The following is a 23,445-nucleotide window of genomic DNA, read 5'->3' as shown; positions in this document are numbered from 1 at the left end:
GTGATTAGAGCACCCTCCGCCCGGACGGGCCGCCGGGCCCCCTCTGCTATATTCTCTCCATCCTCTCCCCTATTCTTCACGACGCGTGGAACAACTTCCCTTATGGGCGCAGATTGGCGCCGTCTTTCTGCTGCTCATCTGCTCCAGCTTCTTTTCGATTTCCGAAACGGCGATGATGGCAATCAATCGCCATCGCCTGAAACACCTCGCCGGCCAGAACGCGCTCGGCGCAAGGACCACTCAGGGTCTGCTCGCCCACACCGATCAACTGTTGAGCGTCGTGCTGATCGGCAACAACCTGTTCAACACGATCATCCCGGTGCTCACCACCTCGATCGCCTTGCACACGTTCGGCCGCAACAACCTGGTGCTGTCGATCGCAACCGGCATCGTCGCGTTCCTCATCATCGTGTTCGCGGAGATCACGCCGAAAATCGTCGGCGCGACGTTTCCCGAAAAGATCGCGCTGCCCGCGAGCCTGGTGATCGCGCCGCTGATGCGCGCCGCGAAGCCGCTCGTCTGGTTCGTGAACCTGTTCGCCAACGGCATCTTGCGCGTGCTGCACATCAATACGAAAGGCGCGCACGACCAGCGTCTGTCCACCGAGGAACTGCGCACCATCGTGCTGGAGTCGGGCAGCTTCATGCCGACCAAGCACCGCAGTATCCTGCTAAACCTGTTCGACCTCGAAAACATTTCTGTCGACGACGTGATGATCCCGCGCCGCCGGATCGAAGCGCTCGACTTCGATGCACCGTTCGAAGAGATTCTGCACCAACTGGAAACCTGCTATCACAACAAGCTGATCGTCTACCAGGGCGACATCGACCGGGTGCTGGGCGTGCTGCATGTTCGCAAGACGCTCGCGGCCCTGCACAACCAGGAGCTCGAACGCGAAACGCTGCGCGAACTGCTGGCCGAGCCGTACTTCGTGCCGAGCGGCACACCCGTGTTCCAGCAATTGCAATATTTCCAGGAGAGCCGTCACCGCACGGCGCTGGTCGTCAACGAGTACGGCGAACTGCAAGGCCTCGTCACGCCGGAAGACATCATCGAGGAACTGATCGGCGAATTCACCACGTCGATTCCGCGTAGCGCCAATTCGCGCGGCGGCTGGAATGAGAATGGCGAATGCATCGTCGCGGGCAGCATGCCGTTGCGCGAGCTGAACCGCTGGCTGCAACTCACACTGCCCACCGACGGCCCCAAGACGCTCAACGGCCTGATCCTCGAGATTCTCGAGGACATTCCCGATGGCGACGTGTGCGTGCAGATCGGCGAAATCAAACTCGAAGTCATGCGCAGCGACGATCAGGCGATTCGCACCGTCAAGCTGTTCAAGCCGCCGACGCGCACGAAGGGCGGCAAAGCGCTGCTGGGCTGAGGTCCTTCATGGCGCCGTGTCCGACGTGCCGCAGGCAGCATCGCACGCTCCTGCGGCGCGCGCCATTGGCCGTTTGGCTGAATGGCGGCGCGAGCCGCGTTACCGGAAGATGAAGCCGTCATCTTCTACAGGCGGCTCATCACCGGTTTCCCATGCAAGCATCTTTTCAGGTTGCGGCAACGTCGCCGCGGCCCACCGCTTTCGATAACGACCGCACGCCGCGCACTCCATTCGCCACCGAAGCTGGCGCGGTCCAGCTCAGCGATCCCGACAACGCGCCTGCCGTACGTCTGTTGACCGACACATTGCAGGAAGCGACCCGGCGCAACGCGTCGGACCTTCACATCGAGCCGGCCGAGCACGGCTGGCGCGTGCGATTGCGGATCGACGGCGTGCTGCATGAGATCCCGCAGCCGCCCGCTCATTTGCGCGACGCTTTCATTACGCGGGTGAAGGTGCTGGCGCGCATGGACATCGCCGAGCGCCGCGTGCCGCAGGACGGTCGCCTGCGTATCGCGACGTCGCCCGGGCGGATCGAGGACTATCGCGTCAATTCGTTGCCAACGCTGTTCGGCGAAAAGCTGGTCTTACGCCGGCTCGACGCATTGCCCACCGATCTTTCGCTCGACTCGCTGGGGCTCGATTCGCGCCAACGCGAGGCGCTCGACGCCGCGATTCGCGCGCCGCACGGTCTCGTGCTCGTCACGGGGCCGACGGGCAGCGGCAAGACGCTGTCGCTGTACTGCTTCCTGAATCTGCTGAACGGCGAGGCGCGCAATCTGTGCTCGGTGGAAGACCCGGCGGAAATCCAGCTGGCAGGCATCAATCAGGTCAGCGTGCGTGAAAAGGCCGGGCTCACTTTCGCAGTGGCGCTGCGCGCATTCCTTCGGCAGGACCCCGATGTGATTATGGTCGGCGAAATTCGCGACGATGAAACCGCCGATGTCGCCGTGAAAGCCGCACAAACGGGCCACCTCGTTCTGTCGACCCTGCACACGAACGATGCGCCTGCCGCGATCGCGCGCCTGATCGATATCGGCGTCGAGCCGTACAACCTCGCAGCAGCGTTGCGAATGGTGACGGCACAGCGGCTGGTGCGGCGTCTGTGCGTCGCGTGCCGTACGCCGGCGCCGCAATCGGGGACGGCGCTGCGGGCCGCTGGCTTCGAGGATCGTCAGCTCGACGGCTGGCAGCCGTATGCGGCAACCGGATGCGCGGCTTGTCACGGCATCGGTTACAGAGGCCGCGTCGGAGTCCATCAAGTGATGCCGGTCTCCGATGCGATGCGCGAACTGATCGTCGCGAGCGCCGGCACGCACGAACTCGCACGGCTCGCGCAAACCGAACAGGTGGCCACATTGCGCGACGCGGCGTTGGCACGTGTACGAGACGGCACCACCAGTCTCGCTGAAGCACTGGCTGCCACCGAAATCGCATGAACACAGCCACGACCCATCCACCTCCTGCGGCCGACACACGCTTCAGGTGGCGCGGCGTCAACGTCGCCGGCCTACACAAGAACGGCACGCTGATCGCGCCGGACGCGGGCACGGCTCGCGCCATGCTCAAGCGCGAAGATCTGTTCATCATCGAACTCGCCGCACATGGAGCGGCGCCGCGCCCCAAGGCGCGCGCCGCGGACGTCACGCTATTCACCCGACAACTCGCCAGTCTGCTGCGTGCCGGTTTGCCACTCGCGCCGGCGCTGGAATTGTTGGCGCAAGGGCACGTCTCGAACCGTCAGGGCATGCCGCGGATCATCGGCACACTGGCGCGCGACATCACCGCGGGCCTGCGCTTTTCCGGGGCGTTGCAGCGGCACCCGGTGCAATTCAATGCGCTGTACTGTCAACTCGTCGAAGTCGGCGAGGCGGCCGGCGCGCTTGCCGCCGTCCTCGCGAGAATCGCCGATGACCGCGAGCGCTCCGCCGCGCAGCGCGCGAAAGTGCGCGCGGCACTGACCTATCCGGTCGCGATCCTGCTGCTGGCCACGGCGATCACCGCTGCCTTGCTGGTGTGGGTCGTGCCGACCTTCAAACAGATCTTCGACGGCTTCGGCGCGAAACTGCCCGCACCGACACAGTTCGTGCTCGCGTTGTCGTCGGGCGCGGCGCGCTGGAGCTTGCCCGTCATCGCGTTGATCTTCGTGTTGACTTCAGCTGTGACTTTCCTGCTACGACGTTCCGAAGTTGCCCGCATCCGGTTCGCACGTCTGTCGCTGAGAATGCCGGTCGTCGGGCCGTTGCTGCGTACGCTGTGTGCGGCACGTTGGAGCCGCGCGCTCGGCACCTTGCTATCGGCAGGCACACCCCTCGCCGACGCGTTCGATTCATTGACTCACGCGACCGGCAACGCTTTCTTCGACCGGGCCACGCTCGACATCGCCGCACGGCTGCGGCGCGGCGAGCGACTTGCGAAGGCCATGCGCGCGGCACGCTGCTTTCCGCCCGAGGTCGTGCAGCCGGTGGCAGTAGCCGAGGAGTCCGGCGCGCTCGACACCATGCTGATCGACGTGGCGTCGCTCGCGGATCGTCAGGTAGACGAGAAAATCGGCACGCTGTCGAGCCTGTGCGAGCCGCTTGTGATCATCGTGCTGGGGACGCTGGTCGGCGGCCTCGTGATCGCGATGTATCTTCCCATTATTCAACTCGGCAACGTGGTGTAGGATCGCAGCCGAATCCCATCCCTTACCCATGCAGGCGCCTTTTCCACTCGTGTCAGAAACTTCTTCCAGTCTGCTCTCGGGCTTGCTGCCCAGCCACGTCGCGACCGATTTCGGCGTCGCGTTCGGCAGCTTGCCCGCCGGTCTGCAGATGGCGTTGGCGATCGCGTTCGGCCTCGTGATCGGCAGCTTCCTGAACGTGGTCGTGCATCGGCTGCCGATCATGCTGGAACGTGCGTGGCATGCGGAAATCAGCGACGCCAGTGACCAGCCGCCGCCCGAAGACGGCCTGCCTGCGCGCTATAACCTGTGGGTGCCGCGTAGTGCGTGTCCGCATTGCGGGCACGTGCTGCGCGCGTGGGAGAATCTGCCGGTGCTGAGCTATGTGCTGCTGCGCGGGCGCTGCTCCGCCTGCGACGCACACGTGAGCCTGCGCTATCCACTGCTCGAAATTGCCAGCGCCGCGTTCGCGGCGGGCGCCCTCGCGCTGTTCGGCCCGACGATTACGGCGCTCGCCGCCTTCGGCTTGTGCGCGGCGCTGCTCGCGATGAGCGCGATCGACATCGACACGCATCTGCTGCCCGATTCGATGACGCTGCCGCTTCTGTGGACAGGCCTCATCGTCAATTTCAACGGCATGTTTGCGAGCCTGCACGATGCGGTGCTCGGCGCCATCTTCGGTTACCTTGTGCTGTGGGCCGTGCATTGGCTGTTCCGGCTGGTGCGCGGCGTCGAAGGGATGGGCTACGGTGATTTCAAGCTGCTCGCGGCGCTCGGCGCGTGGCTCGGCTGGGCCGCCCTGCCGCAGATCGTGCTGATCGCGGCGGTGACGGGCGCAGTGGTCGGGCTCGCGGCGACGTGGCGCGGCCGCATGCGCTTCGAAGAGCCGCTGCCGTTCGGGCCGTTTCTCGCAGCGGGTGGCGCGCTTACGCTGTTTCTCGGCACACCGCTCTATCTGGCTCTGGGAGGCTGAAGCATGTTTGTCGTAGGACTCACCGGCGGCATCGGCAGTGGTAAATCGACCGTCGCCGATCTGTTCGCCGCGCACGGCGTGCCGCTCGTCGACACGGACCTGATCGCGCATCGCATCACCGCGCCGCACGGCATCGCGATGCCGCCGATTGCGGCGGAATTCGGCGCCGCGTTCGTCGCCGCCGACGGCTCACTCGACCGCGCGCGCATGCGGGAACTCGTATTCAGCGACGAGGGCGCCCGCAAACGTCTCGAAGCCATCACGCATCCGTTGATTCGTGCGGAGACGAGGCGCGAGCAGCGTGAAGCGCAGGGCCCTTACGTGATCGTTGTGGTGCCGCTGCTGGTCGAGTCGGGGAGCTGGAAGCATCGCGCGAATCGTGTGCTGACCGTCGATTGCAGCGTCGAGACGCAGATCGCCCGCGTCATGTGCCGCAACGGCTTCAGTCGCGACCAGGTCCTGGCGATCATCGCCCGTCAGGCCACGCGCGAAGCACGCCTCGCAGCAGCCGACGACGTGATCGACAATGACAATGCGCCGCTCAGCGCGCTGAAGGCGCAAGTCGACAAGCAGCATCGCGCATATCTGTCCCTCGCGGACGCATGAGCCGAAACCGTACCATCGGCGAAGCAAAAAGCGCGCACGACACATGAAAACCGCGCGCCGCTGCATGCCCTTCTCGTTGAACTTTGCGGCAGCGTGCAAGCCAAAGCACGCGGAAAGCGCCCAAAACACGTGAAAAAAGTTGCGAAAGCGCGCTCAAAAAGTGCGTGATTGCTAGGGTAGTCCCACGGCATTAGAATGTTCTGCATTCCCGTCACCGACCACGCCCGAGGCGAGCCCGCTTGATCCTTTACGAGTATCCCTTCAACGAGCGAATCCGGACGCTGTTGCGCCTCGAAGATCTGTTCGAGCGCTTCACGTTTTTTCTAACTCAGGAAGACGCCAAGGAACATCACGTCGCACTGACAACGTTGTTCGAAATCTCAGAAGTTGCGGGTCGCGCGGATCTGAAGTCTGATCTGATGAAGGAACTCGAGCGTCAACGGCAAACGCTGGCGCCGTTTCGCGGCAACCCGGGAATCGAACAGAACGCGCTGGAAGCCGTGCTCGGCGAAATCGAACAAACTCTCGCGGGACTCGGGCAGATGCAGGGTAAGACCGGCCAGCATCTTGCAGACAACGAGTGGCTCGCCAGCATTCGCAGTCGCGCGATCATCCCTGGTGGCACGTGCAAATTCGACCTGCCGTCCTACTACGCGTGGCAGCAGCTTCATCCCGATCAGCGCCGCCAGGACATCGCCAAGTGGGTCACGCCGCTACTGCCGCTGCGCGACGCAGCCACCATCGTTCTGCGGCTCGCGCGCGAATCGGGCCAGGCATCCAAGGTGATGGCGATGCAAGGCAGCTATCAGCAGATGCTGTCGGGGCGGTCGTATCAATTGATGCAGGTTCGGGTGGCACCTGAATTGCGGGTGATTCCCGAGGCGAGTGCCAACAAGTACATGCTGTGGGTGCGTTTCACGGTGCAGGACGGCGATTTGCGTCCGCGTGCCGTAGATGTCGACGTGCCGTTCCAGCTCACGCTTTGCAGCCTGTAAACAGGCCCGCAACCTGCCGCGCGACGTTCGCCCGCCAGATCCGGATAGAGGGATGCGCCTTTAAAGTGGCACAAAATGCCCCTATATTCGTTACTTGTTCCGTTTGCGATTGACTGCCTGACCGTATGCCTACCGTCGTCAAATGCCCCACTTGCGGCAAGGATGTCCGTTGGACCCCTGAAAGCCGCTACCGTCCGTTCTGCTCCGATCGCTGCAAGCAGATCGATCTCGGCGCCTGGGCCGCTGAGAAGTACAAGATCGGTGGAACCGATCAGGAAGCGTCGTCGGATGAGACACCCGGCGGGGACTACCACCCGCATTGAGCGGGCTCGCTGTGTCGGCGGACGCTGCTAGCACTGCGCCCGCCGTACGCTTCCGTCTATCAGTTCTTTTCCGCCGCGAGCCATTCGAGTACCGGAATGGTCGCCGGCAACAGCGGCGCGACGTCGGCAGGCAACGCCTGCCAGACGAACGCCTGGCCTTCGCGGCCGTGCGGCTCGCCGGACCACCGCGTCACCTTGCAGAAGAAGAGCCGCACGTAGGCGTGGGGGTAATCGTGTTCGAGCGTATGCCAGAGATGGCTTGCCTCTACGTCGATCCCCAATTCCTCGTGCAGCTCGCGCGCAAGCGCGGCCTCGACCGACTCGCCCGCCTCCAGCTTGCCGCCCGGAAACTCCCAGTAGCCCTCATACGGTTTGCCCGCCGGACGCTGCGCCAGCAGATAGCGCCCGTCCGGCTGAATCAGCACGCCGACGGCGACTTCCGTCACCGGACGGCCCGCGGCATTCTTTTGCGCGTCGCTCATGCCGCGCTTTTCCGGCCGGACCAGTCGCGAGCGAATTGCCACGCGACGCGTCCGGAGCGAGAGCCGCGTTCGAGCGCCCAAACCAGCGCGTCGCCGCGCGCGGCCTCGACTTCAGCGTCGTCGCAACCGAAATGCCGCAGCCAGTGGCCAATGATTGACAGGTAGTCATCCTGCTTGAACGGATAGAAGCTGACCCACAGCCCAAAACGCTCTGACAGCGAAATCTTTTCTTCCACCAGCTCACCCGGATGAATCTCGCCGTCGGACGTGTGCTTGTACGTCTCGTTGTCGCTCATGTACTCGGGCAACAGATGACGGCGGTTCGATGTCGCATAGATCAGCACATTGTCCGACTGGGCGGCGATCGAACCGTCGAGCGCGACCTTCAGCGCCTTGTAGCCGGACTCGCCGTCTTCGAACGACAGGTCGTCGCAGAACACCACGAAGCGCTCCGGCCGCTTCGCGATCAGGTCGACGATATCGCCGAGATCGTGCAGATCGTCCTTGTCCACTTCGATCAGACGGAGACCGTCTTTCGCGTACGCGTTCAGGCACGCCTTGATCAGCGACGATTTGCCGGTGCCGCGCGCGCCCGTCAGCAGCACGTTATTGGCTGGCTGCTTGTGCACGAACTGGCGCGTGTTCTGCTCGATCAGCCCTTTCTGGCGATCGATGTTTTGCAAGTCGTCGAGCGTGATCGACGAGATAGCGGGCACCGGCTGCAGGTAGCCGCGCCCCTGGCGCTTGCGCCAGCGAAAAGCGACCGCGGCCGACCAGTCGATCTCAGGCGCGGCGGGCGGAAGCATCGCCTCCAGACGGACGAGCACGGCTTCGGCCCGGGTCAAAAACTGTTCGAGTTTGTCCATGACGGTGAAGTAAGCGGCCTATTGCGCGGCGGCAGGCCGCGCAATGAACCTGGTTACGAGCGATAGTCGGCGTTAATGCTTACGTACTCGTGCGACAGATCGCAAGTCCAGATCGTGGCTTGCGCATCGCCGCGGCCGAGTACGACGCGAATGCCGATCTCGCTCTTCTTCATGACGCGCTGGCCGTCTTCTTCACGGTAGGCCGGGTTGCGGCCGCCGGCAGTCGCGACCAGCACGTCGTCCAGATACAGATCGATCTTGCCGACGTCGAGATCGTCCACGCCGGCATAGCCGATGGCCGCCAGAATGCGGCCGAGGTTCGGGTCCGATGCATAGAAGGCTGTCTTCACGAGCGGCGAGTGGCCGATCGCATACGCGATCTGGCGGCATTCGCCGGCGCTCGAGCCGCCTTCGACATGCACGGTCATGAACTTGGTCGCGCCTTCGCCGTCGCGCACGATCAGTTGCGCGAGGGTCTGGGCGACTTCGGTCACCGCGTCGCGCAGCGCTTCATAAGCGGGCGAACCGGTGGACGTGATCGCCGGCAGGCTCGATTTGCCCGACGCGATCAGGATGAACGAATCGTTGGTCGACGTATCGCCATCGATCGTGATGCAGTTGAACGAGCGGTCCGCGACATGTTTGACCAGCGCGTCCAGCACCGGCTGCGCCAGCGCTGCGTCGAACGCGAGGAAGCCGAGCATGGTCGCCATGTTCGGCTTGATCATGCCGGCGCCCTTGCTGATGCCGGTCAGCGTGACCGTGTGGCCGTCGATCGTGACCTGGCGCGAGGCGGCTTTCGGCAGCGTGTCGGTGGTCATGATCGCCTGCGCGGCGTCGTACCAGTTCGCTTCCTTACGGTTGGCCAGCGCGGCCGGCAAACCGGCCTTCAGACGACCAACCGGCAGCGGTTCGAGAATCACGCCGGTCGAAAACGGCAGCACCTGTTCAGGTGCGATGTCGGCGAGACGCGCGAGTTCGGCGCACGTTTCGCGCGCCGCCACGAGACCCGGTTCACCCGTGCCCGCGTTCGCGTTGCCCGTGTTGATCACCAGCGCGCGGATCGGCTTGCCACCAGCGCGCACGCGCTCAAGATTCTCACGGCACACCGTGACGGGTGCCGCGCAGAAACGGTTTTGCGTGAACACACCGCCCACCGTCGCAGTTTCGTCGACGGAGAGGACAAGCACGTCTTTACGGTTCGGCTTGCGGATGTTCGCCTCGGCCCAGCCGAGCGTAACGCCGGCAACGGGGTGGAGTTGAGCGGGATCGATCGAGGGGAAATTGACAGCCATGGTCGGGACCTGTCGAAGAAAATGCCGGCAGGCGCCGGCATCAAGGAAACGGAACTGATGGCTCGGGCAGGTTGCCGGGCCACCGCGAAATCAATAGCAAAGCACTGCGCAAAACGACGCGGCGCGCTCAGGAGCGCGCCGCTTTCGGCATCAGACGATCTTGCCGTGGCACTGCTTGTACTTCTTGCCGCTGCCGCACGGGCAGGGGTCGTTGCGGCCGACCTTCGGCACGTTGTCCGCGCCGACATTCACCGTCGCTTGCGACGCCGCACCGTGGCCGTGGCTCATCGCGTCGCCGATCATCGCGGCAGTGGCTGCTTCGGCGGCGATCGGCGCTGCGGCCGCGGCTTCGGCAAACTCGGCGTGGCGAAACTCGACGTTCTCGAGGTGGCTGCCCTGCTCTTCCAGTTGGTCGGCGGCCTCTTCCAACTGTTCGGGCGACTGGATCTGCACGTTCATCACCACACGGGTGACTTCGAGCTTCACTGCGTCGAGCATCGCGGCGAACAGTTCGAACGCTTCGCGCTTGTATTCCTGCTTCGGGTTCTTCTGCGCATAGCCGCGCAGATGGATGCCCTGGCGCAGATGGTCGAGCGCGGCCAGATGTTCGCGCCAACTACGGTCCAGCGTTTGCAGCATGATCGAGCGTTCGAACGCGCTGAACGATTCGCGGCCGACCAGCTCGACCTTCGCCTCGTACGCTTCGTCGGCGGCGGCTTCGACCGCTTCGAGAATCTCGTCCGCGTTAATCGAGTTCGACTCGTTGATCATCTCCTGAATCGCGAGGTCGAGCTGCCATTCGTTGCGCAGCACTTCCTCCAGTTCGGGCACGTCCCACTGCTCTTCGATGCTGCCCGCCGGCACGAACTGGTGAACGATGTCGGCGATCACGCCATGACGCATCGCGCCGATGGTCTCGGTGATGTCGTTCGCTTCGAGCAACTCATTGCGCTGCTGGTAGATCACCTTGCGCTGATCGTTCGACACATCGTCGTATTCGAGCAATTGCTTGCGCACGTCGAAGTTGCGCGCTTCGACCTTGCGCTGCGCCGATTCGATCGAGCGCGACACGATGCCCGCTTCGATCGCCTCGCCTTCCGGCATCTTCAGGCGATCCATGATCGCGCGCACACGGTCGCCCGCGAAAATGCGCAGCAGCGGATCTTCCAGCGACAGATAGAAGCGCGACGAACCCGGGTCACCCTGACGGCCCGCACGGCCGCGCAACTGATTGTCGATCCGGCGCGATTCGTGACGCTCGGTGCCGATGATGTGCAGACCGCCCGCGGCCTTCACCTGATCGTGCAGCGCCTGCCACTCGTCGTGCAACTTCTGGATGCGGCGCTGCTTCTCGTCGTCGGACAGCGTTTCGTCCTGCTCGATGAACGACGCCTGCTTTTCCGCATTGCCGCCGAGCACGATGTCGGTACCACGGCCGGCCATGTGGGTGGCGATCGTGATGCGCTTCGGACGGCCCGCTTCGGCGACGATCTCGGCTTCACGCGCGTGCTGCTTGGCGTTCAGCACTTCGTGCTGCAGACCGGCCTGCTTCAGCAAATGCGAGAGCAGCTCGGAGTTTTCGATCGATGTCGTGCCGACCAGCACCGGCTGACCGCGCTCGTAACACTCGCGGATGTCGCGAATCACCGCGTCGTAACGTTCCTTGGCGGTCTTGTAAATCTGATCCTGCTTGTCGATCCGCTTGGGCGGACGGTTGGTGGGGATCACGACCGTTTCGAGGCCGTAGATCTCGTTGAATTCGTACGCTTCGGTATCGGCCGTGCCGGTCATGCCGGCCAGCTTCGCGTACATACGGAAGTAGTTCTGGAACGTGATCGATGCGAGCGTCTGATTCTCGCTCTGGATCTTCACGTGTTCCTTCGCTTCCACTGCCTGATGCAAGCCGTCCGACCAGCGGCGGCCCGCCATCAGCCGGCCGGTGAATTCATCGACGATCACGACTTCGCCGTTCTGCACGACGTAATGCTGGTCCTTGAAGAACAGCGTGTGTGCGCGCAAGGCCGCGTACACATGGTGCATCAGCGTGATGTTCTGCGGCGCGTACAGGCTTTCGCCCTCGCCAATCAGGCCCCACTCGGCGAGCAGGCGCTCGGCCTTTTCGTGGCCAGATTCGGTCAGAAACACCTGACGGCCCTTCTCGTCCAGCGTATAGTCGCCCGGTTTTTCGACGCCGGTGCCGTCCGCCTTTTCTTCGCCGATCTGGCGTTCGAGCAGGGGCGGCAGCGCGTTCATGCGCACGTAGAGTTCGGTATGATCTTCGGCCTGGCCGGAGATGATAAGCGGCGTACGCGCTTCGTCGATCAGGATCGAGTCGACCTCGTCGACCACCGCGAAGTTGAGGGCCCGCTGCACGCGCGCATCGGTCTCGTAGACCATGTTGTCACGCAGGTAGTCGAAGCCGAATTCGTTGTTCGTGCCGTACGTGATGTCGGCGGCGTAAGCTGCCTGCTTCGCTTCGTGGTCCATCTGCGACAGGTTGATGCCGACCGACAAACCGAGGAAGTTGTACAGCCGTGCCATCCATTCGGCGTCGCGCTGTGCGAGGTAGTCGTTGACCGTGACCACGTGGACGCCGCGGCCCGACAGCGCGTTCAGGTACACCGGCAGCGTGGCGACGAGCGTCTTGCCTTCGCCGGTGCGCATTTCGCCGATCTTGCCGTAGTGCAGGACCATGCCGCCGATCAGCTGCACGTCGAAGTGGCGCATTTTCAGCACCCGCTTGCTGGCCTCGCGGCACACGGCGAACGCCTCGGGCAGCAGCTTGTCGAGCGATTCGCCACTCGCGACGCGCTGGCGGAATTCACCCGTTTTGGCGCGCAGTTGATCGTCCGTCAATTGCTCGATCTGCGGTTCGAGCGCATTGATCGCCGCGACGGTCTTTTGATATTGCTTGACTAACCGCTGGTTGCGGCTGCCAAAAATCTTTTGTAGAAAACCGGTGGTCATCGGATCGGTGTCTGCGTCGCGGCTTCGGCTGGGTCGCGGCGTGCTGTTCGGGCACGTGCGCTCCGGGGTCGGAAGGGCCTCGGCGGCTTAGTCCAAGAGTGAATTCGAATCGGGCATTTTAGCACGCGCCCCCGGCAGCGCCTGTGTCGGAGGCGCGTCGGCGGCAAGGCATCCGAAGCCCGCCGCAGCGACCTTTGACAGTGCGCATCGAGACGGGCTCGCGGGCATCCCGCACGGTACAATCGCAGCGTGAACGCACATCGGGTGCGAACACGCCGCTACCGTCAAATATGAGCCGTTTTCCGTCCTTTTCAAGGCCGCCGCCCCAGCAGTTCAAGGCGCGCCGCCCCCAGCCTGTCGCCGAGGTGCTCAATCGCACGGACGCCTTCGCGGCTCTGCGTGCGGGCGTCGAGCAGATTGCCGCGCTGGAAAAGGATCTGCGCGCGCTGCTGCCCGATTATCTGGCGACGAGCGTCGAACCGGGCTTCATCAAGGACGGCGTGCTGGCCCTCTTTGCCGCGCACAATGCGCTCGCCGCGCGGCTGCGGCATCTGGAGCCGCGGCTACTGGCGGATCTGCAGCAGCGCGGCTGGCCCGTCAATGCGCTGATAATTCGCGTGCGGCCGCAGCCGGTCCAAGCGCCCCCGCCGGTCAAACAGGCGCGCATGACGCCGACCCGCGCCGACGCACTGCATGCGCTCTCCGAGTCGCTCGCGCCGTCGCCGCTCCAGCAAGCGCTGGCGAGAATGGCGGCCCGGCATCGGAGAAATCGCTGAACGAAAAAAAACGGCCCGTGTGGGCCGTTTTTTATGCGCTTGCTTCCGCGATGAAACAAAGGCGTCATGCAAATGCCGTTTGCGTTTCGTACGCGAAGCCGCGTGGCGCTTTTTGCGTGTCCTCGAACGTGACGATTTCGTACGAGTCCTCATGCGCCAGCAACTCGCGCAGCAGTGCATTGTTCAGGCCGTGACCCGACTTGTACGCGTTGTACGATGCCAGCAACGGATGGCCGACAACATACAGGTCGCCGATCGCGTCGAGCATCTTGTGCTTCACGAACTCGTCGTCGTAGCGCAGGCCGTCGTTGTTCAGAATGCGGTATTCGTCGAGCACGATCGCGTTGTCCATGCTGCCGCCGCGTGCCAGACCCAGTTCGCGCATCATTTCCACTTCATGCGCAAAACCGAACGTGCGGGCACGCGCGATTTCGCGCACGTACGACGTGTTGGCAAAATCCACTTCCAGCGCCTGGCCGGTCTTGTCAACGGCCGGGTGACGGAAGTCGATCGTGAACTTCAGCTTGAAACCGAAGTACGGATCGAGGCGCGCAAACTTGTCGCCGTCGCGTATTTCGACCGGCTTGGTGACCTTGATGAATTTCTTCGCCGCGTTCTGCTCTTCGATACCCGCCGACTGGATCAGGAACACGAACGAACCGGCACTGCCGTCCATGATCGGAATTTCTTCGGCGGTGACGTCGACATAAAGATTGTCAATGCCGAGACCGGCGCAGGCGGACATCAGGTGCTCGATGGTCGACACGCGTGCGCCGTCTTTCTGCAACACGGAAGCGAGACGCGTATCGCCAATCGCCATCGCCGACGCCGGAATGTCTACCGGCGTGGGCAGATCCACGCGCGAAAACACGATGCCAGTGTCCGGCACCGCCGGGCGGAGCGTCAGGTTGACCTTACGGCCGGAGTGCAGGCCGATGCCAACTGTCTTGACGATTGATTTGATAGTGCGCTGCTTCAACATGGTGATCTTCTATTCGATTGAAAATCCCAATCGGGACTTTTTATTCCATAGCGCGAAGTATACTCCAATACCCTAAGGAGCGTCGTTGCGCGGAACGTATCAATCTGTTTCGCTGCATTACTCACTGGGCGCCCGTCAGGGAAAGCGTGACGGGCCGATGTCCGGAACGGAGGCGTTTCCGGTCATCGGCCCGCGTAACGGCCTGTCACAAAAGCGTCTTGCTCGCCGTTGCCCTGCCACAACGCGGCACATCCGCGCAGGGGGAGAGGCGAAGGCGCGACGCCGCGCAACTAGCTCAACGTGGCGAGAATACTCCCTGCATCGCTGACTTCGAATTTGCCGGCAGCCTCGACGTTCAACGTCTTGACCACGCCGTCGTCGACCACCATCGCGTAGCGCTGGGAACGAATTCCCATGCCGCGCGCCGACAAATCCTGCTCGAGACCGAGCGCCCGTGTGAAAGCCGCACTGCCGTCCGCCATCATGCGCACCTTGCCCGAGGCGTGCTGATCGCGTCCCCACGCGCCCATTACGAACGCGTCGTTGACGGACACACACCAGATCTCGTCGATGCCAAGAGCGCGCAACTGCCCGGCGTGCTCGACATAACCCGGTACATGTTTGGCCGAACAGGTCGGCGTGAACGCGCCCGGCAATCCGAAGATCACCACGCGCTTGCCCGCCGTCTGTTCGCGCACGCTGAAGCTGTTCGGCCCCAACGTGCAGCCCGCCCGCTCGTCTTCGATAAACTCGAAAAGCGTTGCGTCGGGCAGCTTGTCACCTGCTTGAATCATGCTCAGTCCTTTGCATCGATGCGAAGCATCGCTCGCACGTTCTCGTGTCGCAGTGAAATTCGGCTGGGCCTTAACGTACTACTGGCTCCACCGTTCGGCGACAGTCGCCCAATCCGCTTCGCGAATCCGAAGAGGGCACTTTTCCTGCCGCGAATCTGAACGATACGCGGCCTGTTCGCCGTTCACCCGCCACGCTCGTGCATTCGTCGGCCAACGCTGCACTGCGACACCACCCGCAGCGCGGCAACGAAAGCCTGCTCGCGCGCTCAGTCCGCCTGCTTGCGCAGGAATGCCGGAATGTCGTACGTGTCGACGCCCTTTTCCTGCAGCGCCTGCACGTGCGAAGCGGCTGTATCGCGCGAGGTGCGCCACACTGCCGGCGTGTCCAGCGCGCCGTAATCGGCCGTGCTCGCGTGTGACGCCGACGGGGCATACGCTGTGTGCTGCATCGCGCCGATCGGCTGGTTGTCGGTGCCGGTGCGCAGCAGCGTCATCGGTGCCGATTGCTGCTTCTTCGCCGCGCGGCCCAGACCCGTTGCCACGACCGTCACGCGCAGCGCGTCGCCCATCGCATCGTCGTACACCGCGCCGAAAATCACGGTCGCGTCTTCAGCAGCATAGCTCTTGATGGTGTTCATCACTTCGCGCGTTTCCGACAGACGCAGCGAACGGCTCGACGTGATGTTGACCAGCACGCCACGCGCGCCCGACAGATCCACACCTTCCAGCAGCGGGCTGGCGACAGCCTGTTCGGCGGCCAGACGCGCGCGATCGACGCCGGCCACCGTCGCCGTGCCCATCATCGCTTTGCCCTGCTCGCCCATCACCGTCTTGACGTCTTCGAAGTCAACGTTCACCAGACCGTCGACGTTGATGATTTCCGCGATGCCGGCCACAGCGTTGTTCAGAACGTCGTCAGCGCACTGGAAGCACTTGTCCATCTCGGCGTCGTCGCCCATCACCTCGAACAGCTTGTCGTTCAGAACGACGATCAGCGAATCGACGTGATCCTCCAGTTGCTGCGAACCGGCTTCAGCGACGCGCATACGCTTGCCGCCTTCGAACTCGAACGGCTTGCTGACCACACCGACGGTCAGGATGCCCATTTCCTTGGCGATCTGCGCGACCACCGGTGCTGCACCCGTGCCCGTGCCGCCGCCCATGCCGGCCGTGATGAAGACCATGTGTGCGCCGCGCAGTGCGTCGGCGATGCGCTCACGGGCTTCTTCCGCTGCGGCGCGGCCCATTTCCGGCTTGGCGCCTGCGCCCAGACCCGTGTTGCCGAGCTGGATCACCGCGGTAGCGCGCGAACGCGACAGTGCCTGCGCGTCCGTGTTCATTACGATGAAGTCGACGCCTTGCACGCCTTTGTTGATCATGTGCTGAACGGCATTGCCGCCAGCGCCACCTACTCCGACCACCTTGATGATGGTGCCGTTCGTTTCGGTTTCCAGCATCTGGAATTCCATGTTGCCTCCGTCAAGATAAAAAATTACAGCCACTCGGCCGTTATTCGGCAGGAGATCGGGCAACCGCCTGTCGCGCGCCGGCCGCCGGCACCAGCGCGTATTTTTTAGAACCCGTTCGAAACCCGTTCAGCTAAATCTGTGCAGCAAAACCGTTGCGTCAGAAGTTTCCGAGGAACCAGTCCTTCATGCGCGTGAACACCTGTCCCATCGAGCCCGACTGCACCGCGACCTTGCGGCCGCGCATGCGTTGCGAGCGTCCTTCGACGAGCAAGCCCATCGCCGTCGAATAGCGCGGATTGCGCACGACGTCGGCGAGACCGCCCGCGTATTCCGGCACGCCGATGCGCACCGGCTTCAGGAAAATGTCTTCACCCAGTTCGACCATGCCGAGCATCATCGACGCGCCGCCGGTCAGCACGACGCCGGAGCTCAGCAGTTCCTCGTAACCCGACTCGCGCACCACCTGCTGCACGAGCGAAAACAGTTCTTCGACGCGCGGCTCGACCACCGCGGCCAGCGCCTGGCGCGACAGCGTGCGCGGACCGCGCTCGCCGAGACCCGGCACTTCGATCATCTCGTCCGGTTCGGCGAGTGCCTGCTTGGCGATGCCGTAATCGACCTTGATGTCTTCGGCGTCCGGCGTCGGCGTGCGCAAGGCCATCGCGATGTCGCTCGTGATCTGGTCGCCGGCGATCGGAATCACGGCCGTATGACGGATCGCGCCTTCGCTGAAAATCGCAATGTCCGTCGTACCGCCGCCGATATCGACCAGCACCACGCCGAGTTCCTTCTCGTCTTCCGTCAGCACCGCGAGCGACGACGCGAGCGGCTGCAGAATCAGATCGTTCACTTCGAGCCCGCAGCGGCGCACACACTTGACGATGTTCTGCGCCGCGCTCACCGCGCCCGTGACGATGTGCACTTTCACTTCGAGGCGGATGCCGCTCATGCCGATCGGCTCGCGCACATCTTCCTGACCGTCGATGATGAATTCCTGCGTCAGGATATGCAGCACCTGCTGATCGGTCGGGATATTGATCGCCTTCGCCGTTTCGATCACGCGCGCGACGTCCGTCTGCGTGACTTCCTTCTCCTTGATCGCCACCATGCCGCTCGAATTGAAGCTGCGGATATGGCTGCCAGCGATCCCGGTGAACACATTCGTGATCTTGCAGTCGGCCATCAGCTCGGCTTCTTCGAGCGCGCGCTGAATCGACTGCACGGTGGCCTCGATATTCACCACGACGCCTTTCTTGAGCCCCTTCGATTCGCTCTGGCCGAGGCCGATCACCTCGTAGTGACCCTCGCCCTTCAACTCGGCGACGATGGCCACGACCTTCGACGTCCCGATGTCGAGGGCGACCAGCAGATCTTTATAGTCTTTACTCATAGCGTGCTCATTGCGTGTGATGTCCGTTTACTTCTTGCCCTTGTCGGGTTCGCTGATAAAGCGCATGCCAGCCGCGCGAATCGCGAAACCGTTCGGATAGCGCAAGTCCGCATACTCGATATCCTTTCCCCAACGTTGCGTCACCGCGCTCCACGCCGCCGTCAGGCGCTTGCTGCGATCGAGCAGCGTGTCCTGATTGCGTTCGCGTCCAAGTTCAACCTGCGTGCCGTTCGACAGCTTCACCGTCCACGCGTAGCGCGGCGACAGTGTCACTTCGTCCGGCGTCGCGCCCAGCGGCGCAAACCACTTCTGGAAGTCGTGATAACGCGCGACCACCTCTTTTGCCGTGCCGTCCGGGCCATCGAACGCGGGCAGATCTTCTTCGAGCTCGCCCTGGTTCGCGGTGAACAGCTCGCCGTCGACGCTGACCAGCTGATCGCTGCCCCACGTTCCCAGCGGTTTGTACTCCTCGAGCGTGACAGCCAGCGCATTGGGCCAGACCCGCCGCACGCTCGCGTGACGCACCCACGGCATCTGCTCGAACGCCTGCCGCGCGACGTCGAGATCGACCGTGAAAAAGTTGCCCTTCAACCGCCCCACTACACCGGCGCGCACCGTCGGCGAATTGATGTGCTCGGTGTCGCCGTCGATCTGGATTTCGCGCAGCGCGAAATTCGGGCGCTGGATCAGCCAGTAACCGCCCGCCGCCAGCAGCACGAGCACCAGCAACACATGCAATGCATTGGTGGCGAGATTGAGCTGGCGAACGTTGTTCCACATGGTGTTGCTTTCGGGTCGCCCCGGTTAATCCTGCAGCGTCAGCGCCAACACGCCGACAACCAGTTCCTGATAGCTGATGCCCACCGCGCGCGCCGCTTTCGGCGGCAGCGAATGATCGGTCATGCCAGGCGCCGTGTTCACTTCCAGAAAGTACGGATTGCCGTCGCCGTCGAGCATGAAATCGGCGCGGCCCCAATCGGTGCAGCCGAGCACGTCGAACGCACGGCGCGCCAGCACTTTCAAACGCGCTTCCTCGTCCGCCGCCAGACCGCACGGAATCAGATACTGCGTGTCGTTGGCGATGTACTTCGCGTGGTAGTCGTAGAACTCGCCGGCCGGCACGATGCGGATCACCGGCAGGTCCAGGTCCCCGGCAATGCACGCGGTGTATTCGCCGCCGCCTTCGATGCTCTTTTCGACCACGACGATCTTGTCGTACCTGACCGCTTCGATCAGCGCGGCGGGCAATGCGTCCGCGCTCTTCACCTTGATCACCGCGACGCTCGACCCTTCGCTCGCCGGTTTCACGAAGAGCGGCAAGCCGAGCTTCGCGACGATATCCTTCGCGCGCGCTGCGTAGTCGTCACCGCGCAGCACCGCTTCGAACGGCGGCGTCGGAATGCCGAGCTGCTGCCACACGAGCTTGGTGCGGAACTTGTCGAGACCCAGCGCCGAGCCGAGCACGCCGCTGCCGGTGTACTTGATGCCGTAGAAGTCGAGTGCGCCCTGAATCTGGCCGTTCTCGCCGTAGCCGCCATGCAGCGCGTTGAACGCGCGCACGAAGCCTTCTTCTTTCAACGCGGCGAGCGGACGCTCGGCCGGATCGAACGCATGCGCGTCGACGCCGGCGTCGCGCAGGCCCTGCAACACGAGACGTCCGGAGTTGAGCGATACCTCGCGCTCGGCGGAATCTCCACCGAGCAGCACTGCCACTTTGCCGAATTGTTTAGGGTCGATACTGCTCATCTCACACCTTCGGTTCCTGCGCGAGGCGACCCGGCACACCGCCGATCGAACCCGCGCCCATCGTAATCACCACATCCCCGTCGCGCACCACTGCTGCGAGCGCGCCCGGCACTTCATCCACCGTATCGACGAACACCGGTTCGACCTTGCCCGCCACTCGCAGCGCGCGCGCCAACGCACGGCCGTCCGCGGCGACGATCGGCGACTCGCCGGCTGAATAGACTTCGGTCAGCACGAGCGCATCGACGGTCGACAACACCTTCACGAAATCCTCGAAGCAATCGCGCGTGCGCGTGAAGCGGTGCGGCTGGAATGCGAGCACCAGACGGCGGCCCGGGAATGCGCCGCGCGCCGCCGCCACCGTGGCCGCCATCTCGACCGGGTGGTGACCGTAGTCATCGACCAGCGTGTAAGCGCCCGCGACCTTGCCCTCGGCTGCAACCGGTACTTCGCCATAGCGCTGGAAGCGCCGGCCCACGCCGTTGAAATCCGCGAGCGCTCGCTGGATATCGGCATCTTTCACTTCAAGTTCAGTCGCAATCGCAATCGCGGCCAGCGCGTTCTGCACGTTGTGCTCGCCCGGCAGGTTCAACACGATGTCGAGCGGCGCCGCGTCTTCGCGCATCGCCGTGAAATGCATCTTGCCGTCGCGCGCCTCTACGTTCACCGCGCGGACCTGCGCGTCCGGTGCGAGACCGTAGCGGATGATCGGCTTCGACACGAACGGCAGAATCTCCTTCACGTTCGGATCGTCGACGCACAGCACCGCGATGCCGTAAAACGGCAGACGGTGCGTGAATTCGATGAACGCCTGCTTGAGCCGCGCGAAGTCGTGACCGTAGGTGTCCATGTGATCGGCGTCGATGTTCGTGATGACCTCGATCACCGGAAACAGGTTCAGGAACGACGCGTCTGATTCGTCCGCTTCGGCGACGATGAAGTCGCCCGTGCCGAGTCGCGCATTCGCGCCTGCGCTGATGAGCCGCCCACCGATCACGAAGGTCGGATCGAGCCCGCCCGCGGCCAGCACGCTCGCCACCAGCGACGTGGTCGTCGTCTTGCCGTGCGTGCCGGCAATCGCAATGCCCTGCTTCAGGCGCATCAGTTCCGCGAGCATCACCGCGCGCGGCACGATCGGAATGCGGCGATGACGCGCGGCCAGCACCTCGGGGTTGTCGCTGCGCACCGCCGTGGAAACCACTACCGCGTTCGCGCCTTCGATGTTCTCCGCCGCGTGGCCGATCGCGATACGCGCGCCGAGCGCGGCGAGGCGATCCGTGACCGCGTTGCTCGACAGATCCGAGCCGCTTACCAGATAGCCCAGGTTGACCAGCACCTCCGCGATGCCGCTCATGCCGACACCGCCGATGCCGACAAAGTGAATGTGTTTGACGATATGTTTCATTGCTTTCCTTCTGGGCTCGCGCCCGAAATCGAACCCGCCACGGTCGCGCAAATCTGCGCGACCTGCTCCGTGGCGTCGGGTTTCGCGAGCGAGCGCGAACGCTCCGCCATTTCCGCGAGACTTTCCCGCGTCTGGCTGCGCAACCAGTCGGCGAGGGTGTCCGCCGACAGATCGCGTTGCTGCACGACTAGCGCCGCGCCGTTATCGGCGAGAAACGCTGCATTGGTGGTCTGGTGATCGTCTACTGCATAGGGGAACGGCACGAAAAACGCCGCCACGCCCACCGCCGAAATCTCCGACACCGTCATCGCGCCGGAGCGGCAAATCACGAGGTCGGCCTTCGCGTACGCGCTCGTCATGTCGTCGATGAACGGCACGAGTTCGACTTCGGCTCCGCTTTGGAGACCCGCTGCCGCGTAGTTCTCGCGCAGCGCTTCGATATGCTTCGCACCCGCCTGATGCACGATGCGCGGCCGTTCGTTGGAGCCAAGCAGCGCGACCGCGCGCGGCACCACTTCGTTCAACGCCGCCGCACCGAGACTGCCGCCCACCACCAGCAGATTCAGCGGACCCGTGCGTTGCGCGTAGCGTGCTTTGGGTGCAATCGCGCGCGCAAGTTCCTCACGAATCGGATTGCCGGTCCATTCACCGTGCGGCAGCGCATTCGGAAACGCAACCAGCACGCGTTTGGCGAGTTTCGCGAGCACCTTGTTGGCGAGACCCGCGATCGAATTCTGTTCATGCAGCACCAGCGGACGGCCGCTCAACGCGGTCATCAATCCGGCCGGGAACGTGATATAGCCGCCCATGCCGAGCACCACGTCCGGCTTCACGCGACGCAGCACGGAGAGGCTCTGCGTGCACGCGCGCAGCAGATTCAGCGGCAGCATCAGCTTGGTCTTCAGACCTTTACCGCGCAGTCCGCCGAAGCGCACGTATTCCATCGGGATGCCGTGCTTCGGCACCAGCGTCGCTTCCATGCCCGCGGGGTTGCCGAGCCATACCACCTTCCAGCCCCACGCCTGCATCAGATGCGCGACCGCAAGCCCCGGGAACACATGTCCTCCGGTGCCGCCGGCCATCACCATCAGCGTGCGTTGGTGGAGAGCGGTCATACTTTGCCCCCGCGCATCAGCACACGGTTCTCGTAATCCACGCGCATCAACACAGCGACCGCGACACAGTTCAGCAAAATGCCCGAGCCGCCATAGCTGACGAGCGGCAGCGTGAGACCTTTAGTGGGCAGCAAGCCGAGATTCACACCCATGTTGATGAACGTCTGCGCGCCGAACCAGATGCCCACGCCCTTCGCGACGAGACCCGCGAACGTGCGATCGAGTGCGAGCGCCTGACGGCCGATCTCGAACGAGCGGCGCACGATCCAGTAGAACATCAAGATCACGACCAGCACGCCGACGAATCCGAGTTCCTCGCCGATCACCGCGAGGATGAAGTCGGTATGCGCTTCCGGCAGATAGTTGAGTTTCTCGACGCTGCCGCCGAGGCCCACGCCGAACCACTCGCCGCGTCCGAACGCGATCAGCGAGTGCGTCAATTGATAGGCCTTGCCCTGCGCGTAACGGTCGTCCCACGGATCGAGGTACGCGAAGATCCGCTCACGACGCCACGGCGACGCCCACACCAGCAAGCTGAACGTGCCCACCGCAGTGGCCACCAGCCCGCCGAACAGCTTGCCGTTCACCCCGCCGAGAAACAGCACGCCCATCGCGATCGCCGCGATCACCATGAACGCGCCCATATCCGGTTCGAGCAGCAGCAACGCGCCGACGAGACCGACCGCGACCGCCATCGGCAGAAAGCCCTTGGCGAAGCTGTGCATGTATTCCTGCTTGCGCACCGTGTAGTTGGCCGCGTAGATCGTCACCGCGAGCTTCATGATTTCCGACGGCTGCATGTTCGTGATGCCGAGCGGAATCCAGCGGCGCGCACCGTTCACGCCCTTGCCGACGTGCGGGATCAGCACGATCACCAGCGCGACGAGCGAGATCAGGAAGAGCTTCGGCGCGTACTTGTCCCACGTCGAGATCGGGATGCGGAACGACACGACGCCGACCACCGCGCCCATCGTCACGAAAATGATCTGGCGCACGAGGAACGCGTAATCGCGATACGACGCGTACTTTGGCGAATCGGGCATCGCGATCGACGCCGAGTACACCATCACGACGCCGAGTCCGAGCAGTGCGACCACGACCCACAGTAGCGAGTGATCGTAGTCGAGCATCCGCGAACGCAGCGGACGCACACCGTTGACGGCGCTCGCGAGCCCGCTGCCGCCAGTGCGGCCCGCCATGCGCGCCGCCCCCCCC

General features: G+C 63.7%; 21 protein-coding genes. 8 read left to right on the top strand and 13 right to left on the bottom strand.

The genetic code is table 11. The annotated features are described in order from the left end of the window. The first annotated feature begins 85 nt into the window (after positions 1 to 85). From CIC12_RS18910 to yacG, 7 genes are all read left to right on the top strand, one after another. Positions 86 to 1,384: an HlyC/CorC family transporter gene (locus CIC12_RS18910; protein WP_342030551.1), complete on the top strand. Its 1,299-nt coding sequence runs from the start codon at positions 86 to 88 to the stop codon at positions 1,382 to 1,384. A 152-nt stretch (positions 1,385 to 1,536) separates the two neighbouring features. After that, entirely contained in the window at positions 1,537 to 2,823 is a 1,287-nt protein-coding gene (locus CIC12_RS18905) for a GspE/PulE family protein (protein ID WP_168665859.1), read from the top strand. Then, on the top strand, positions 2,820 to 4,049 hold the full coding sequence (locus tag CIC12_RS18900) for a type II secretion system F family protein (protein ID WP_168665857.1): 1,230 nt from the start codon (positions 2,820 to 2,822) through the stop codon (positions 4,047 to 4,049). The genes CIC12_RS18905 and CIC12_RS18900 overlap by 4 nt, the downstream gene beginning before the upstream one ends. A gap of 28 nt (positions 4,050 to 4,077) precedes the next feature. Further along, positions 4,078 to 5,019 (top strand): prepilin peptidase, encoded by a 942-nt coding sequence (locus tag CIC12_RS18895; protein WP_168665855.1) that lies wholly within the window; start codon positions 4,078 to 4,080, stop codon positions 5,017 to 5,019. Positions 5,020 to 5,022: 3 nt separating this feature from the next. Continuing rightward, positions 5,023 to 5,625 carry a dephospho-CoA kinase gene (coaE, locus tag CIC12_RS18890; RefSeq protein WP_168665853.1) on the top strand — a complete coding sequence of 201 codons (603 nt, stop codon included), beginning with the start codon at positions 5,023 to 5,025 and terminating at the stop codon, positions 5,623 to 5,625. Positions 5,626 to 5,864: 239 nt separating this feature from the next. Beyond that, the gene (gene zapD / locus CIC12_RS18885) at positions 5,865 to 6,620 is read left to right on the top strand and encodes a cell division protein ZapD (RefSeq protein ID WP_168665852.1); all 756 of its coding nucleotides are present in this window, start codon (positions 5,865 to 5,867) and stop codon (positions 6,618 to 6,620) included. A gap of 125 nt (positions 6,621 to 6,745) precedes the next feature. Further along, positions 6,746 to 6,943 (top strand): DNA gyrase inhibitor YacG, encoded by a 198-nt coding sequence (gene yacG, locus CIC12_RS18880; protein WP_168665851.1) that lies wholly within the window; start codon positions 6,746 to 6,748, stop codon positions 6,941 to 6,943. Positions 6,944 to 7,002: 59 nt separating this feature from the next. Here yacG and CIC12_RS18875 read toward each other — a convergent pair whose 3' ends face one another. The 4 genes from CIC12_RS18875 to secA form a co-directional block, all read right to left on the bottom strand. Continuing rightward, positions 7,003 to 7,425 carry an NUDIX domain-containing protein gene (locus CIC12_RS18875; RefSeq protein WP_168665850.1) on the bottom strand — a complete coding sequence of 141 codons (423 nt, stop codon included), beginning with the start codon at positions 7,423 to 7,425 and terminating at the stop codon, positions 7,003 to 7,005. Continuing rightward, positions 7,422 to 8,291, bottom strand: a complete 870-nt coding sequence (locus tag CIC12_RS18870) for an ATP-binding protein (protein WP_168665849.1) — start codon at positions 8,289 to 8,291, stop codon at positions 7,422 to 7,424. The genes CIC12_RS18875 and CIC12_RS18870 overlap by 4 nt, the downstream gene beginning before the upstream one ends. Positions 8,292 to 8,344: 53 nt before the next feature. After that, entirely contained in the window at positions 8,345 to 9,586 is a 1,242-nt protein-coding gene (argJ, locus tag CIC12_RS18865) for a bifunctional glutamate N-acetyltransferase/amino-acid acetyltransferase ArgJ (protein WP_168665848.1), read from the bottom strand. Between the two features lie 150 nt (positions 9,587 to 9,736). Further along, a complete protein-coding gene (secA, locus tag CIC12_RS18860) occupies positions 9,737 to 12,553 on the bottom strand; it encodes a preprotein translocase subunit SecA (protein WP_168665847.1) in 2,817 nt (938 codons plus the stop codon). A gap of 290 nt (positions 12,554 to 12,843) precedes the next feature. Here secA and CIC12_RS18855 point away from each other — a divergent pair, with 290 nt between their 5' ends. Next, positions 12,844 to 13,329, top strand: a complete 486-nt coding sequence (locus CIC12_RS18855; protein ID WP_168665846.1) for a DciA family protein — start codon at positions 12,844 to 12,846, stop codon at positions 13,327 to 13,329. 64 nt (positions 13,330 to 13,393) lie between these two features. Here CIC12_RS18855 and lpxC read toward each other — a convergent pair whose 3' ends face one another. The 9 genes from lpxC to ftsW form a co-directional block, all read right to left on the bottom strand. Next, entirely contained in the window at positions 13,394 to 14,311 is a 918-nt protein-coding gene (gene lpxC, locus CIC12_RS18850) for a UDP-3-O-acyl-N-acetylglucosamine deacetylase (protein WP_168665844.1), read from the bottom strand. Between the two features lie 290 nt (positions 14,312 to 14,601). Beyond that, positions 14,602 to 15,105, bottom strand: a complete 504-nt coding sequence (locus CIC12_RS18845) for a peroxiredoxin (RefSeq protein WP_168665842.1) — start codon at positions 15,103 to 15,105, stop codon at positions 14,602 to 14,604. A 266-nt stretch (positions 15,106 to 15,371) separates the two neighbouring features. Beyond that, entirely contained in the window at positions 15,372 to 16,574 is a 1,203-nt protein-coding gene (ftsZ, locus tag CIC12_RS18840; protein WP_168665840.1) for a cell division protein FtsZ, read from the bottom strand. Positions 16,575 to 16,731: 157 nt separating this feature from the next. After that, the gene (ftsA, locus tag CIC12_RS18835) at positions 16,732 to 17,964 is read right to left on the bottom strand and encodes a cell division protein FtsA (protein WP_168665838.1); all 1,233 of its coding nucleotides are present in this window, start codon (positions 17,962 to 17,964) and stop codon (positions 16,732 to 16,734) included. 27 nt (positions 17,965 to 17,991) lie between these two features. Continuing rightward, positions 17,992 to 18,744, bottom strand: coding sequence for a cell division protein FtsQ/DivIB (locus tag CIC12_RS18830; protein WP_168665836.1), 753 nt, complete (start codon positions 18,742 to 18,744; stop codon positions 17,992 to 17,994). A gap of 24 nt (positions 18,745 to 18,768) precedes the next feature. Further along, positions 18,769 to 19,710 (bottom strand): D-alanine--D-alanine ligase, encoded by a 942-nt coding sequence (locus tag CIC12_RS18825; RefSeq protein WP_168665834.1) that lies wholly within the window; start codon positions 19,708 to 19,710, stop codon positions 18,769 to 18,771. A gap of 1 nt (position 19,711) precedes the next feature. After that, entirely contained in the window at positions 19,712 to 21,115 is a 1,404-nt protein-coding gene (murC, locus tag CIC12_RS18820; protein WP_168665832.1) for a UDP-N-acetylmuramate--L-alanine ligase, read from the bottom strand. Then, a complete protein-coding gene (gene murG, locus CIC12_RS18815) occupies positions 21,112 to 22,230 on the bottom strand; it encodes an undecaprenyldiphospho-muramoylpentapeptide beta-N-acetylglucosaminyltransferase (RefSeq protein WP_168665830.1) in 1,119 nt (372 codons plus the stop codon). The genes murC and murG overlap by 4 nt, the downstream gene beginning before the upstream one ends. Further along, the coding region (ftsW, locus tag CIC12_RS18810) for a putative lipid II flippase FtsW (RefSeq protein WP_168665828.1) at positions 22,227 to 23,445 on the bottom strand (1,219 nt) is incomplete at its 5' end. The genes ftsW and murG, both read right to left, overlap by 4 nt.

This window comes from Paraburkholderia sp. SG-MS1 (assembly GCF_012275575.1).
Classification (GTDB): Bacteria; Pseudomonadota; Gammaproteobacteria; order Burkholderiales; family Burkholderiaceae; genus Paraburkholderia.
Note: the sequence above shows the minus strand (reverse complement) of the source record. Positions and strands in the feature narration are given on the sequence as shown.

Coding starts and splice junctions, on each gene's coding strand:
- CIC12_RS18905 (WP_168665859.1), top strand. CDS start 1,537: ATGCAAGCATCTTTTCAGGTTGCGGCAACGTCGCCGCGGCCCACCGCT.
- CIC12_RS18900 (WP_168665857.1), top strand. CDS start 2,820: ATGAACACAGCCACGACCCATCCACCTCCTGCGGCCGACACACGCTTC.
- CIC12_RS18895 (WP_168665855.1), top strand. CDS start 4,078: ATGCAGGCGCCTTTTCCACTCGTGTCAGAAACTTCTTCCAGTCTGCTC.
- coaE (WP_168665853.1), top strand. CDS start 5,023: ATGTTTGTCGTAGGACTCACCGGCGGCATCGGCAGTGGTAAATCGACC.
- yacG (WP_168665851.1), top strand. CDS start 6,746: ATGCCTACCGTCGTCAAATGCCCCACTTGCGGCAAGGATGTCCGTTGG.
- CIC12_RS18875 (WP_168665850.1), bottom strand. CDS start 7,425: ATGAGCGACGCGCAAAAGAATGCCGCGGGCCGTCCGGTGACGGAAGTC.
- CIC12_RS18870 (WP_168665849.1), bottom strand. CDS start 8,291: ATGGACAAACTCGAACAGTTTTTGACCCGGGCCGAAGCCGTGCTCGTC.
- argJ (WP_168665848.1), bottom strand. CDS start 9,586: ATGGCTGTCAATTTCCCCTCGATCGATCCCGCTCAACTCCACCCCGTT.
- secA (WP_168665847.1), bottom strand. CDS start 12,553: ATGACCACCGGTTTTCTACAAAAGATTTTTGGCAGCCGCAACCAGCGG.
- CIC12_RS18855 (WP_168665846.1), top strand. CDS start 12,844: ATGAGCCGTTTTCCGTCCTTTTCAAGGCCGCCGCCCCAGCAGTTCAAG.
- lpxC (WP_168665844.1), bottom strand. CDS start 14,311: ATGTTGAAGCAGCGCACTATCAAATCAATCGTCAAGACAGTTGGCATC.
- CIC12_RS18845 (WP_168665842.1), bottom strand. CDS start 15,105: ATGATTCAAGCAGGTGACAAGCTGCCCGACGCAACGCTTTTCGAGTTT.
- ftsZ (WP_168665840.1), bottom strand. CDS start 16,574: ATGGAATTCCAGATGCTGGAAACCGAAACGAACGGCACCATCATCAAG.
- ftsA (WP_168665838.1), bottom strand. CDS start 17,964: ATGAGTAAAGACTATAAAGATCTGCTGGTCGCCCTCGACATCGGGACG.
- CIC12_RS18830 (WP_168665836.1), bottom strand. CDS start 18,744: ATGTGGAACAACGTTCGCCAGCTCAATCTCGCCACCAATGCATTGCAT.
- CIC12_RS18825 (WP_168665834.1), bottom strand. CDS start 19,710: ATGAGCAGTATCGACCCTAAACAATTCGGCAAAGTGGCAGTGCTGCTC.
- murC (WP_168665832.1), bottom strand. CDS start 21,115: ATGAAACATATCGTCAAACACATTCACTTTGTCGGCATCGGCGGTGTC.
- murG (WP_168665830.1), bottom strand. CDS start 22,230: ATGACCGCTCTCCACCAACGCACGCTGATGGTGATGGCCGGCGGCACC.